Raw genomic sequence first — 12,989 nt, 5'->3', positions numbered from 1 at the left:
GGCATCGTGCGTACCGAGCAGGAGACCGGGGGACGGGTGTCGTGGGTGGCGACCGCCGCCGTCGCCGCCGCCTTCCTCGTCACGATGATCGGCACCACGATGCCGACACCCCTCTACCCGCTCTACGAGCAGCGGTTCGGGTTCGGCAGTCTCGTGGTCACGGTGGTGTTCGCGACGTACGCGGTGGGCGTCGGGACCGCGCTGGTGGTGCTGGGCGGGCTGTCCGACCGCATCGGGCGCCGACCCGTGCTGCTGCTCGGCCTGGTCTTCGCGCTGCTCAGCTCGCTGGTGTTCCTGATCCCGGCCGAGCCCGCGCTGTTCGTCGGGCGGCTGCTCTCCGGGCTGTCCGCGGGGATCTTCACCGGGACCGCCACCGCGACGATCATCGACCTCGCCCCGCCCACGGGCAAGCGCCGCGCGGGCCTGGTCGCCGCGGTGGTCAACATGCTCGGGCTCGGGTTGGGCCCGGTGCTCGCCGGGCTGTTGGCCCAGGTCGCGCCGCTGCCGCTGGTGCTGACCTACGTCGTGCACGCCGTGCTCGTGGTCCTCGCGGCGGCCGCGCTGGCCGTGGTGCCGGAGACCGTGCGGTCGCGGGGCTTCCGGATCGAGCCCCTGCGCGTCGGCGGGATCCCGCCCGAGGTGCGCGGCGTGTTCGGGTCCGCCGCGGTCGGCGGGTTCGCGGGCTTCGCGGTCCTCGGCCTGTTCACGGCGGTCTCGCCCGCGGTGTTGGCGCAGGTCATGGGGGTGTCCGGGCACCTCGCCGTCGGGGCGACGGTGTTCGCGATGCTCGGCGCGTCGGCGCTCGGCCAGCTCTCCTCCGCGCGGGTCCCGCCGCGGGTGGCGCTGCCGGTCGGCTGCGTGGGGTTGGCCGTCGGGGTGCTGCTGATCGGGACGGGTGTGGCGGTGGCGTCGCTCGTCGTGTTCTGCGTGGGCGCCGTCGTGGCGGGCCTGGGGCAGGGGATGAGCTTCCGCGCCGGCCTCGCCGCGGTCGGGGAGGCGGCGCCGCAGGAGGTGCGCGGGGCCGTGGTGGCCACGTTCTTCCTCGTGCTCTACATCGCCATCTCGGTACCGGTGATCGCGGTCGGGGCCGCCACCCAGATCGTCGGTCTGGTCCCGACGACGCTCGTCTTCAGTCTCGTCGTCGCGCTGATGGCCGCGGTGGCGGCCGTCCTGACCCGCCGCGCCGTCCACGACTGACCCCGATCCGGGACTCGCGGGGCCGCGGCTCAGGCGTGGGCGGGGGTGCGGGGTTCGACGGGGGTGGTCTGCGGGGCCGGGGCGCGCTCGCTGGTGGCCGCCCAGACACCCGCGGCGGCCGCGGTGGTCAGGGCCGCGCCGAGGACGTGGAGGGCCACCAGCAGCTCCGGGACGCCCAAGGCGTACTGGATCCCTCCGAGTGCGCCCTGGGCCAAGACGATCGCGACCAGCAGCGCGAACCGGCGCTTGAGCCGTGCGGGGGCGTGCACCGCCCACAGCGCGAAGCCCAGCCCGACGACCAGCCCGAGGTAGGCGAACAGCAGGTCCGCGTGCAGCTGGGCGAGCAGGGTGACCGGGACGTCCAGCCGGGGGGTGTTCGCGTCCCCCGCGTGCGGGCCCGCCGCGGTGACCAGCGTCCCCGCCACGAGCAGACCCCCGAGCACGACGGTGGAGACGGCGCCCAGGGCCCGCACCGGCCGGGGCACGACGCGGGTCACGGCCCCACCCGCACGCGCCTCGTCGACCAGCTCGACGGCCAGCCACACCAGCACCGTCGAGGCCAGGAAGTGCGGCATGACGCTCCACCAGGCCAGCCCGGCGAGCACGGTGAACCCGCCGATCACGGCCTGGGCGACCACGCCCAGCGGCATGGCCAGGGCGAGCAGGGTCAGGCGCGTCCGGCGGGGCCGGGAGTTCAGCGCGGCCAGGAAGGTGATCCCCGCGACGATCACCAGGAAGATCGACAGCAGCCGGTTGCCGAACTCGATCCACTGCACGAGCGGGGCGATCTCGGGGTGCGGCTCCGGGACGAGCGAGCCGGGGAAGCAGTTCGGCCAGGTCGGGCAGCCGAGCCCGGAGCCCGTGACCCGCACGACCGCCCCGGTCACCATGATCCCCGCCTGGCCGATCAGCGACAGGATCGCGAGCCGCCGCATCCACAGCGGCGAGGTGGCGGGGATTCGCGTCATACTACGCATCGTAGAAGCAGGAGCCCACCGGCGACACCGCCGGGTTCCTACCGGAGCTTCACCGCGCGGACCGCCACCCCACCGGCCACGACGGCCCAGGCGAGCAGCACCAGCACGGGGCCCGCCCCGGGGCCGGTGCCGTCGACCAGCGAGCCCCGCAGCCCCTCGGCCAACGCCCCGGACGGCAGCAGGGCGGCGACCGCGGCGAGGCCCGCGGGCAGCTGGGCCAGGGGGATCACGATCCCGCCGCCGAGCAGCAGCACGAACCAGACGAGATTGGCCACCGCCAGCACGATGTCCGCGCGCAGGGTGCCCCCCAGCAGGATCCCCAGCGCCCCGAACGCCGCACAGCCGAGCAGCACCGTGACCAGCGCCCACAGCACCCCGCCGAACGTCGGCGTCCAGCCCAGCAGCGCCGCGATCACGCCGAGGACGACCAGCTGCACCGCGACCACGGCCAGCATCGCCGCGAGCCGCCCGGCGACCAGCAGCCAGCGGGGCAGGGCGGTGGCCGCGAGCCTGCGGATCACGCCGTAGCGGCGGTCGAACCCGAGCGCGATGGCCTGGCTGGTGAACGCCGTGGACATCACGGCGAGCGCCAGGATCGAGGGGACCACGGAGTTCACCCGCGGCTCGGGCAGCGGGAACACCCGCAGCACCGACAGGCCGACGAGCAGCACGATCGGGATCAGCAGGGTGAGCAGCACGTGTTCGCCGTGCCGCAGCGCCATCCGGGTCTCGGTGCCCGCCTGGACGCGGAGCATCCGGCCGAGGGAGCCGCGGCCGGGGGCCGGGGTGAACGTGCCCGCGGGGAACGGGGTCATGAGCGCAGCTCCCGCCCGGTGAGATCGAGGAAGACGTCCTCGAGGCTGCGCCGGGCGACCTGGACGTCGTCGGCGAGGGCGCCCTGGCCCGCGCACCAGCCGGTGATCGCGGAGAGCACGTGGGGGTCGATCCGGCCGCGGACGACGTAGCGGCCCGCGACGGTCTCCGCCGCCCGGTAGCCGGGCGGGAGCGCCGCGGCCAGAGCCGTGACGTCCATCCCGGTGCGGGCCCGGAACCGGAGCTCCTGCTCGTCGCCGGTGGAGGTGGTGAGCTCGGCGGGCGTGCCCGCGGCGACGACCGCGCCGTGGTCGACGATCACGACCTGGTCGGCGAGCGCCTCCGCCTCCTCCATCAGGTGCGTGGTGAGCAGCACCGCCACCCCGTCCCGGCGCAGCGCGGCGACGAGGTCCCACACCAGCCGCCGGGCCTGGGGGTCCATGCCCGCGGTCGGCTCGTCGAGGAACACCAGCTCGGGACGGCCCACCAACGCGCAGGCGAGCGCGAGCCGCTGCTGCTGGCCGCCGGAGAGCCGCTTGTACGGGGTGCGCGCGGCGGAGTCGAGGCCGAGCACGCCGATCAGCCAGTCCGGGTCCAGCGGGTGCGCCGCGCAGGCCGCGACCAGCCGCAGCATCTCGCCCGCCTTCACCCCGGGGTAGGCCCCGCCGCCCTGGGGCATCACGCCGATGCGGGCGCGCAGGCTGTCCGGCCCGCCGGACGGGTCCTCGCCCAGCACCCGGACCTCGCCCGCGTCCGCGTCCTGGAAGCCGGTGCAGATCTCGACGGTGGTGGTCTTGCCCGCGCCGTTGGGCCCGAGCAGGGCGAGCACCGCACCCCGGTCCAGGGTCAGGTCGAGGCCTGCCACGGCGGTGGTGGCGCCGAACCGCTTCACCAGGCCTCGCACCGACAACGCATGCACAACGGGTGAGTCTACGAAGGCGCGCGGATCTCCGCGTCGGGACCCGACTCCCGGCGGACGAGCTCGCGCAGGACCACGAGCGCCACCAGCAACATCACCGCGCCGGCCAGGATGGCGAAGGGCAGCTGGTAGGCGCGGAAGTTGAAGTCCGCGCCGGTCGGCGGGACCATCAGCGCGATCACGGCGGACGCCGCGAGGGCGAACCGGCGGTAGCGCGGCATCCCGCGGGTGGCGGCCAGCGGGATCGCCGCCCACAGCAGGTACCACGGGTGCACCACGGGCCCGAGCAGGACGACCGCGCCCAGCCCCACCCCGACGCCCGTGACCGGCTCCACGCGGCCCTTCAGACACAGCCACAGCAGCCACGCGACGACGGCGGCGATCGCGATCCCGCCGATCCCGCGCGTGATCGCCAGCGTCGTGTCGGTGTGGTCGCCGAGGCCCGCCAGGATCCCGACCTGCCCCGAGAGCTGGCCGAGGTCGGTGGACAGCGACATCCAGCTGCGGATCTCGTTGGCCGTGCCCTGGGTGTGGATCCAGCCGAAGCCCAGCCCCGTGCCGAACCCGATGACCAGGTACACCCCGACGGCGACGGCGCCGAGCAGCCCCGAGGCGCGCGCGACGTCCCGGAACCGGCCGCCCCACTGCCGGGCCAGGTCCATCCCGACGAACCCGAGCGCCAGCAGCGCGGGCAGCTTCACCGACCCGCCCAGCGTGATCAACGCCGCCCCCGCGACCCACCGCGCCCACGGCACCGGCGCATCCCCCGGACCGCTCCGACGGTCGACTCCGCGAGCTCCGTCGCGGGTACGACGGTCGACTCCGCGAGCTCCGTCGCGGGTACGAGGGTCGACTCCGCGAGCTCCGTCTCCGAGCGCCAGATGCAGCCCGGCCAGCAGCAGGCCGATCATCAGGGCCTCGTTGTGGATGCCGCTGACCAGGTGGAACAGCACGAGCGGGTTCGCCGCGCCCAGCCAGAGCGCCAGCCCGGGCTCCATCCCGCAGCGGCGGGCGAGCTTGGGCAGCGCCCACACGATCAGGCCCACGCCGACGAGCGCGAGGGCCCGGTGGGCCAGCACACCGAACACGACGTCGTTGCCGGTGAGCGCGGTGATGCCACGCCCCACCGCGATGAACAGCGGCCCGTACGGCGCCGGCGTGTCCCGCCAGATCGTGGGGATGGTGCGGGTCAGCGGATCGTCGACGCCGAGGGCCTGGGCCGGGCCGAGGACGTACGGGTCCAGGCCGCGGGCCATGATCGCGGACTGCGCGAGGTAGCTGTAGACGTCCTTGGAGAACATCGGCGGCGCCATCGCCAGCGGGATCGCCCACAGGATCCCGGTGCGCCCCAGCGAGACCCGGTCCGGCGCGGGCGGGATCGCGCCGCGCGCGGAGAGCATCCGCCCGATCCAGAGCCACGCCAGCACCAGCATGCCCATGCCCGCGTAGGTCAGCGCGATGGCGAGGGTGGCGTTCCGCGCGGGCAGGCCGATCAGGCGCAGCCCGTTGAGCGGGTTCGGGACCGGGAGCGCGCCCGCCCCCAGCGACCCGACGGCCATGAGCAGCGCCCCGGTCAGCCCCAGCCTGCGGGCGAGCCGGGCGGGATCGCGCCGCGCCGCCACGGCAGGATCCTGCAGGACGGGCGAGGCCATGCCGTGAGCGTACGGAGCCCGGGTCCAGTGAGCCCGCTCACCCCATGGCGGGGGTGCCTTTGCCGTCCGCGCGGATATAAGCAACACTGGTGTTGTGAAAACAGCCGGACCGACCGAGACCGGGGCGCCGCAGGTGCCCGGGCTCGACCTGTCCGGAGGAACCCGGCGCGCGGTCGCGCGCCTGCTCATGGAGCAGGGGCCGATCACCGCGGCCGAGGTCGCCGCCGAGCTGCACCTGTCCGCCCCCGCGGTGCGCAGGCACCTCGACGCGCTGCTGGCGGACGGCGAGGCCGAGGTCCGGGAGGCCCCGCGCCGCGGCCGCCGCACCCGCGGTCGTCCGGCCAAGCACTTCCTGCTGACGGACGCCGGCCGGGTCCGGTTCGGCCACGGCTACGACGATCTCGCCACCTCGGCGCTGCGCTTCCTCGCCCAGCACGCGGGGGAGCAGGCGGTGGGCGAGTTCGCCCGCACCCGGGTGCGGGACCTGCTCGGCGCCGCCGTCGAGGAGATCCACGCCGCGGGCGGACCGGGGGAGCGGGCCGAGGCCCTCGCCCGGGTCCTCAGCTCCCGCGGCTACGCCGCCGCCGCCCGCGAGGCGGGCGCCGGTGTGCAGCTGTGCCAGCACCACTGCCCGGTGGCCCACGTGGCCGCCGAGTTCCCCGAGCTCTGCGAGGCGGAGACCGAGGCGTTCGCCGAGGTCCTGGGCACGCACGTGCAGCGGCTGGCGACGATCGCACGCGGCGACACCGCGTGCACCACCCACGTACCCCTGATCGCACCCGAACGCGGCCAGGGGCGGCAAGTGACCACCACGTCCCCGAGAGGGAGGCAGCATGACGACCACTCCTGAGGCTCAGCAGGCGCTGACACAGGAGGAGACGCTCGCGACGCTCGGCCGGTACGACTTCGGTTGGGCCGACTCGGACGTCGCCGGGTCCACCGCGCGCCGCGGACTCTCCGCGGACGTGGTGGCGGACATCTCCCGCCTGAAGAACGAGCCCCAGTGGATGCTCGACTTCCGGCTCAAGGCCCTGGACCTCTTCGAGCGCAAGCCCATGCCGCGCTGGGGTTCGGACCTGTCGGGCATCGACTTCGACAACATCAAGTACTTCGTGCGGTCCACGGAGAAGCAGGCCTCCAGCTGGGAGGACCTGCCCGAGGACATCAAGAACACCTACGACAAGCTGGGCATCCCGGAGGCCGAGAAGGCCCGCCTGGTCGCCGGTGTCGCCGCGCAGTACGAGTCCGAGGTCGTCTACCACCAGATCCGCGAGGACCTGGAGGAGCAGGGCGTGATCTTCCTGGACACCGACTCGGGGCTGCGCGAGCACCCGGAGCTGTTCCGGGAGTACTTCGGCTCGGTCATCCCGTCCGGGGACAACAAGTTCTCCGCGCTCAACTCGGCCGTGTGGTCGGGCGGCTCGTTCATCTACGTGCCGAAGGGCGTGCACGTGGAGATCCCGCTGCAGGCCTACTTCCGGATCAACACCGAGAACATGGGCCAGTTCGAGCGCACGCTGATCATCGCGGACGAGGGCTCGTACGTGCACTACGTCGAGGGCTGTACCGCGCCGATCTACAAGTCGGACTCGCTGCACTCGGCCGTCGTCGAGATCGTCGTGAAGAAGAACGCCCGGGTGCGGTACACGACCATCCAGAACTGGTCGAACAACGTCTACAACCTGGTCACCAAGCGCGCCAAGGCCGAGGAGGGCGCGACCATGGAGTGGGTCGACGGCAACCTCGGCTCCAAGGTGACCATGAAGTACCCGGCCGTGATGCTGATGGGCGAGCACGCCAAGGGCGAGGTCCTGTCCATCGCGTTCGCGGGCGAGGGGCAGCACCAGGACGCCGGCGCGAAGATGACCCACCTGGCGCCGAACACGTCGTCGACGATCATCTCGAAGTCGGTGGCGCGCGGCGGCGGGCGGACCTCCTACCGCGGCCTGATCCGGGTCAACCCCCGGGCCAAGAACTCGAAGAGCACGGTGAAGTGCGACGCGCTGCTGGTCGACACGATCAGCCGCTCGGACACCTACCCGTACGTCGACATCCGCACGGACGACGTGCAGATGGGCCACGAGGCCACCGTCTCCAAGGTGTCGGACGACCAGCTCTTCTACCTGATGAGCCGCGGGCTCACCGAGGACGAGGCCATGGCGATGGTCGTGCGCGGGTTCGTCGAGCCCATCGCGCGCGAGCTCCCCATGGAGTACGCCCTCGAGCTGAACCGCCTGATCGAGCTGCAGATGGAGGGTTCGGTCGGATGACCTCGCAGGAAGTCGCCGGTCTGGCGCCCGAGCTCAAGGGCGCCAAGAAGGGCCAGGGCGAGACCCCCGTCCTGTCGGCGGGCGAGCGTTTCACCTCCTACGACGTCGAGGCCTTCGAGGTCCCGAGCGGTCGCGAGGAGAACTGGCGGTTCACCCCGCTCAAGCGCCTCAAGGGCCTGCACGACGGCACCGCCGCGCTCGACGGGCGCGCCACGGTCACCGTCACGGGCGCGTCGGCCGAGACCGTGGGCCGGGACGACCCGCGGATCGGCGAGGCGGGCACCCCGGCCGACCGGGTGGCCGCGCAGGCCTGGTCCGCGTTCGCCGAGGCCACGATCGTCACCCTCGACGGCACCCCCGACCCGGTCACGGTCACGGTCGAGGGCCCCGGCGCGGGGTCGACGGCGGCCGCGCACCTGCAGCTGCGCACCACGACCCACGCCGAGGCCACGGTCGTGCTCGAGCACCGCGGGTCCGGCGTGCTGGCGGACAACCTGGAGATCGTCCTGGCCGATGCGTCGCGCCTCACGGTGGTCGTCACCGAGGAGTGGGCGGACGACGCGGTGCACGTCTCGGCGCAGCACCTGTCGATCGGGCGGGACGCCGTGCTCAAGGTCGTCTCGGTCGCGCTGGGCGGCGACCTCGTCCGGGTCAGCCCGACGGTCACCTACCGCGGCCCCGGCGGGGACGTGGACCTGGTCGGCCTGGGCTACGCGGACGCGGGACAGCACCTGGAGCAGCGGCTCCTCGTGGACCACGCGGTGCCGCAGTGCCGCAGCAACGTGCTCTACAAGAACGCCCTGCAGGGCGAGGGCGCGCACACCGTCTGGATCGGGGACGTGCTGATCCAGGCCGCGGCGGAGAACACCGAGACCTACGAGTTCAACCGCAACCTGGTCCTCACCGAGGGCGCGCGGGCGGACTCGGTGCCGAACCTCGAGATCGAGACCGGCGAGATCATCTCCGCCGGGCACGCCTCGGCCACCGGCCGCTTCGACGACGAGCAGCTGTTCTACCTGCAGAGCCGCGGCATCGACCTGGAGTCGGCCCGCAGGCTCGTCGTGCGGGCGTTCTTCGGCGAGATCCTGCTGCGCATCCCGACCACCACCCTCCCCGAGCTGCGGGCGCGGTTGGAGCAGGCCATCGAGGCCGAGCTCGCCGCGACCGGCGTCTAGTCGACCCACCACTGGAGTACGAAGTGTCCACCCTGGAGATCAAGGACCTGCACGCGTCGGTGACCACCGACGAGGGTCCCAAGCCCATCCTCAAGGGCGTCGACCTCACCGTGAAGGCGGGGGAGACCCACGCGATCATGGGGCCGAACGGCTCCGGCAAGTCCACCCTGGCCTACGCGATCGCGGGCCACCCCAAGTACCAGATCACCTCCGGCGAGGTGCTGCTCGACGGCGAGTCCGTACTGGACATGACCGTCGACGAGCGGGCCCGGGCGGGCCTGTTCCTCGCCATGCAGTACCCGGTCGAGGTGCCCGGCGTGTCGATGGCGAACTTCCTGCGCTCGGCGGCCACCGCCGTCCGCGGCGAGGCGCCGAAGCTGCGCACCTGGGTCAAGGAGGTCAAGTCCGCGATGTCCGACCTGGACATCTCGGACGAGTTCGCGGACCGCTCCGTGAACGAGGGCTTCTCCGGCGGGGAGAAGAAGCGCCACGAGGTGCTGCAGCTCGCCCTGCTGAACCCGAAGATCGCGATCCTGGACGAGACCGACTCCGGCCTGGACGTCGACGCCCTGCGCGTCGTCTCCGAGGGCGTGAACCGGTACCGCAACGAGTCCAACGGCGTCCTGCTGATCACGCACTACACGCGGATCCTGCAGCACATCACCCCGGACTTCGTGCACGTCTTCGCCGGTGGCCGGGTCGTCGAGTCCGGCGGCCCGGAGCTGGCGAACGACCTGGAGAAGAACGGCTATGAGCGCTTTGTGAAGGCGCCGGCATGACCGCGGTCCAGGCCCCCTCGGGTCTGGACCTCGCCGCCATCCGCGGCGACTTCCCGATCCTGTCGCGCACCGTCCGCGAGGGTCGTCCGCTCGTCTACCTGGACTCCGGGGCCACCTCCCAGCGGCCCCGGCAGGTGCTCGACGCCGAGCGCACGTTCCTCGAGACGCACAACGCCGCCGTCCACCGCGGCGCCCACCAGCTCGCCGAGGAGGCCACGGACGACTACGAGGCGGCGCGGGCGAAGATCGCGCTGCTCGTGGGGGCCGAGCCCGAGGAGCTGGTGTTCACCAAGAACGCCACCGAGGGCATCAACCTGGTCGCGTACGCGTTCTCCAACGCCTCCATCCGGACCGGCCTGTCGGCGGACTCGGAGCGGTTCGCGCTGGGCCCGGGGGACGAGATCGTCGTCACCGAGCTGGAGCACCACGCCAACCTGGTGCCGTGGCAGGAGCTGTGCCGGCGCACGGGGGCGACCCTGCGCTGGTACGGGATCACCGACGACGGCCGGATCGACCTCGACTCGCTGGAGCTCTCCGAGCGCACGCGGGTCGTGGCGTTCGCGCACCAGTCGAACGTCACCGCCGCGATCGCGCCGGTGGCCGAGCTGGTCCGCCGAGCCCGCGAGGTCGGTGCGCTCGTGGTACTGGACGCCTGCCAGTCCGTACCGCACATGCCGGTGAACCTCACCGAGCTGGGTGTGGACTTCGCGGCGTTCTCCGGGCACAAGATGCTCGGCCCGTCCGGGGTCGGGGTGCTCTACGGGCGCACCGAGCTGCTCGACGCGATGCCCCCGTTCATCACGGGTGGCTCGATGATCGAGATGGTGCGGATGGAGGGTTCGACCTACGCGCCGCCGCCGCAGAAGTTCGAGGCAGGCGTGCCGATGACCTCCCAGGCCGTGGGCCTGGGTGCGGCCGTGGACTATCTGTCGGCGATCGGCATGGACCGGGTCTTCGCGCACGAGCAGGAGCTCGCCCGCGTCGCCCTGGACACGCTGGGGCAGGTCGAGGGCGTGCGCATCGTCGGGCCGACCGACCTGACCGACCGCGGCGGCGCCGTGGCGTTCGTGGTGGACGGGGTGCACGCCCACGACGTCGGGCAGGTGCTGGACGACCGGGGCATCGCCGTGCGGGTGGGCCACCACTGCGCGTGGCCGCTGCACCGGCGGTTCGGAATCGCCGCGACCGTCCGAGCGTCCTTCCACGTGTACACCACGGTGGAGGAGGTGGCCCAGCTCGCCGACGGCGTCCGGGCCGCCCAGAAGTTCTTCGGGGTCTGACATGCAGCTCGAACAGATGTACCAGGAGATCATCCTGGACCACTACCGGCAGCCGCACGGCGCCGGTCTGCGGGACCCGTACGACGCGGAGACCCATCACATCAACCCCACCTGCGGGGACGAGGTGACGCTGCGCGTCAAGCTGGACGGGGACTCCGTGCAGGACGTGTCGTACGAGTCGCTCGGCTGCTCGATCAGCCAGGCGTCCACGTCGGTGCTGACCGACCTGGTCGTCGGCAAGAGCGTCGAGGAGGCGTTCCGGATCCTGGAGTCCTTCCAGGAGATGGCGCAGAGCCGCGGCAAGGTGCCTGGGGACGAGGACGTCATCGGAGACGGGATCGCCTTCGCGGGCGTCTCCAAGTACCCGGCGCGGGTCAAGTGTGCTCTGCTGGGCTGGATGGCGTTCAAGGACGCCGTGGTGCGGGTGAAGGAGGAGGAGACGTCATGACCGAAGAGGTGGTGCGGGGTGCCGCCGGCATGCCGGAGCCCGCTGCGTCGAGCGAGGGTCCCTCGATCGACGACATCGAAGAGGCCATGCGGGACGTCGTTGACCCCGAGCTGGGGATCAACGTCGTCGACCTGGGTCTGGTCTACGGCCTGAAGGTCGAGGACAAGAAGGCGATCATCGACATGACGCTCACGTCCGCGGCCTGCCCGCTGACGGACGTCATCGAGGAGCAGGCCCGCAGCGCCCTCACCGGCCCGAGCAACGGCAGCCTGGTCGAGGACATCGCGATCAACTGGGTCTGGATGCCGCCGTGGGGCCCGGAGAAGATCACCGAGGACGGCCGCGAGCAGCTGCGCGCCCTCGGGTTCCGCGTCTAGCAGCGCAGTGTGGAGCCACCACTGTCGTGCCGGACGCCGACAACGGCAGTGGTGGCTCCCCGCCGCACCGTCAGCGGGGGTTGAGGGCGTACGGCTGGAGGTGGCGGTAGCCCTTGACCTGCAGCGGGCGTAGGCGGCGGACGGTGTAGCGGTGGTCCGCGCGCAGCGCCTCGCGCACCTCGCGGTCGACCAGGATGGTGTCCGGCCGGGCGTGGGTGGTGAGCCGGGCGGCGATGTTGACGGTCTCGCCGTAGACGTCTCCGAAGCGGGTGAGCACCTCGCCCGCGGCGAGCCCGATCCGCAGCGGGGGCAGCACCGGCTCGGCGCGCACCCGCTCGTGCAGGGCGACCGCGATCTCGGCGGCCGCCGCCACCGTGTCGGTCACGAACAGCACCTCGTCGCCGACGGTCTTGACGATCCGCCCGCCGCCCCCACCGATGACGTCGGTGGTCACGGCCTCGAACTGGGCGATCATCTCGGCCAGCTCGGCGGGGGAGCGGCGCCGGGTGGTCCGGGTGAAGCCGACCATGTCGGCGAACCCGACGGTCAGCTCGCGCGTGTCGTTCTCGTCGTCGAGCGGGCCGACGACGAACCGGGACACCGCCGCGGCGACGTGGCGGCGCCAGATGTAGCTCTGGGCCCGTTCGAGCAGCGGGAGCAGGTCGCGGGCGGCCGCCAGTGCGTTCTCGGGCTCGGCGCCCTCGGCCCGGTCCGCCACCATCCGCGCCAGCATCCCGACCTGCCAGTCCGCGAGCCGGGACATGGACTGGGCGATCGCCCGGATCACGGTCTCGCGGACGTCGGTGGGCAGCGCCCGGGCGGCCGGGTCGGTCGCCAGCAGGCTCGCGGCCTCGACGTCCCGGTCGGTGAAGTACACGAGATCGTCCGGCACGTCCGGGAAGCCGAGGGACCGCCACAGCCGCAGGGCCTCGTCCTCGGTGACCCCGGCGCGCGCCACCACCTCGCCGCGGGTGTAGCGGCGCGGCCCGTCCAGCACCCGCTCCTCCAGGGCGGTGACCAGCGCGGACGACTCGTCGAGGCGCCGCCGCTCGCCGCGGGCCGCGGCCTCGAGGAACTCCCCGAAGTCCTGCTCCCAGGTCAT

Annotated in this window: 13 protein-coding genes; 8 read left to right on the top strand and 5 right to left on the bottom strand. The window is 72.8% G+C overall.

Annotated elements, in window-relative coordinates:
• Positions 1-6: 6 nt before the first annotated feature.
• Entirely contained in the window at positions 7-1,197 is a 1,191-nt protein-coding gene (locus tag L3X23_RS09880; RefSeq protein WP_237191944.1) for an MFS transporter, read from the top strand.
• A gap of 29 nt (positions 1,198-1,226) precedes the next feature.
• Here L3X23_RS09880 and L3X23_RS09875 read toward each other — a convergent pair whose 3' ends face one another.
• Genes L3X23_RS09875 through mptB form a run of 4 tightly spaced genes read right to left on the bottom strand, consistent with a single transcriptional unit; the run spans position 1,227 to position 5,558 of the window.
• Positions 1,227-2,165, bottom strand: coding sequence for a heme A synthase (locus L3X23_RS09875; protein WP_237191943.1), 939 nt, complete (start codon positions 2,163-2,165; stop codon positions 1,227-1,229).
• Positions 2,166-2,212: 47 nt separating this feature from the next.
• Positions 2,213-2,989 (bottom strand): ABC transporter permease, encoded by a 777-nt coding sequence (locus tag L3X23_RS09870; protein ID WP_093077843.1) that lies wholly within the window; start codon positions 2,987-2,989, stop codon positions 2,213-2,215.
• Positions 2,986-3,897, bottom strand: a complete 912-nt coding sequence (locus L3X23_RS09865; protein ID WP_237197977.1) for an ABC transporter ATP-binding protein — start codon at positions 3,895-3,897, stop codon at positions 2,986-2,988. The genes L3X23_RS09870 and L3X23_RS09865 overlap by 4 nt, the downstream gene beginning before the upstream one ends.
• A 20-nt stretch (positions 3,898-3,917) precedes the next feature.
• On the bottom strand, positions 3,918-5,558 hold the full coding sequence (gene mptB, locus L3X23_RS09860) for a polyprenol phosphomannose-dependent alpha 1,6 mannosyltransferase MptB (protein WP_237191942.1): 1,641 nt from the start codon (positions 5,556-5,558) through the stop codon (positions 3,918-3,920).
• Between the two features lie 94 nt (positions 5,559-5,652).
• On the opposite strand from mptB, the gene L3X23_RS09855 reads away from it, so the two are divergent.
• Genes L3X23_RS09855 through L3X23_RS09825 form a run of 7 tightly spaced genes read left to right on the top strand, consistent with a single transcriptional unit; the run spans position 5,653 to position 11,887 of the window.
• Positions 5,653-6,408: a metalloregulator ArsR/SmtB family transcription factor gene (locus L3X23_RS09855; RefSeq protein WP_237191941.1), complete on the top strand. Its 756-nt coding sequence runs from the start codon at positions 5,653-5,655 to the stop codon at positions 6,406-6,408.
• A complete protein-coding gene (gene sufB, locus L3X23_RS09850; protein WP_237191940.1) occupies positions 6,392-7,828 on the top strand; it encodes a Fe-S cluster assembly protein SufB in 1,437 nt (478 codons plus the stop codon). The genes L3X23_RS09855 and sufB overlap by 17 nt, the downstream gene beginning before the upstream one ends.
• The gene (gene sufD, locus L3X23_RS09845) at positions 7,825-9,003 is read left to right on the top strand and encodes a Fe-S cluster assembly protein SufD (RefSeq protein WP_093077837.1); all 1,179 of its coding nucleotides are present in this window, start codon (positions 7,825-7,827) and stop codon (positions 9,001-9,003) included. The genes sufB and sufD overlap by 4 nt, the downstream gene beginning before the upstream one ends.
• Before the next feature lie 23 nt (positions 9,004-9,026).
• Positions 9,027-9,782, top strand: coding sequence for a Fe-S cluster assembly ATPase SufC (sufC, locus tag L3X23_RS09840; protein ID WP_237191939.1), 756 nt, complete (start codon positions 9,027-9,029; stop codon positions 9,780-9,782).
• On the top strand, positions 9,779-11,062 hold the full coding sequence (locus L3X23_RS09835) for a cysteine desulfurase (RefSeq protein WP_237191938.1): 1,284 nt from the start codon (positions 9,779-9,781) through the stop codon (positions 11,060-11,062). Before sufC ends, L3X23_RS09835 begins: the two co-directional genes overlap by 4 nt.
• Before the next feature lies 1 nt (position 11,063).
• Positions 11,064-11,510 (top strand): Fe-S cluster assembly sulfur transfer protein SufU, encoded by a 447-nt coding sequence (gene sufU, locus L3X23_RS09830; RefSeq protein ID WP_093077828.1) that lies wholly within the window; start codon positions 11,064-11,066, stop codon positions 11,508-11,510.
• On the top strand, positions 11,507-11,887 hold the full coding sequence (locus L3X23_RS09825) for a metal-sulfur cluster assembly factor (RefSeq protein ID WP_093077825.1): 381 nt from the start codon (positions 11,507-11,509) through the stop codon (positions 11,885-11,887). The genes sufU and L3X23_RS09825 overlap by 4 nt, the downstream gene beginning before the upstream one ends.
• 70 nt (positions 11,888-11,957) lie before the next feature.
• Here L3X23_RS09825 and L3X23_RS09820 read toward each other — a convergent pair whose 3' ends face one another.
• Positions 11,958-12,989, bottom strand: a complete 1,032-nt coding sequence (locus L3X23_RS09820; RefSeq protein WP_237191937.1) for an adenylate/guanylate cyclase domain-containing protein — start codon at positions 12,987-12,989, stop codon at positions 11,958-11,960.

Origin of the sequence: Pseudonocardia sp. WMMC193 (assembly GCF_021728735.1) — a bacterium.
GTDB lineage: Bacteria > Actinomycetota > Actinomycetes > Mycobacteriales > Pseudonocardiaceae > Pseudonocardia > Pseudonocardia oroxyli.
The sequence above is the reverse complement of the archived record's forward strand: the minus strand, read 5'-3'. Positions and strand labels throughout refer to the sequence as shown.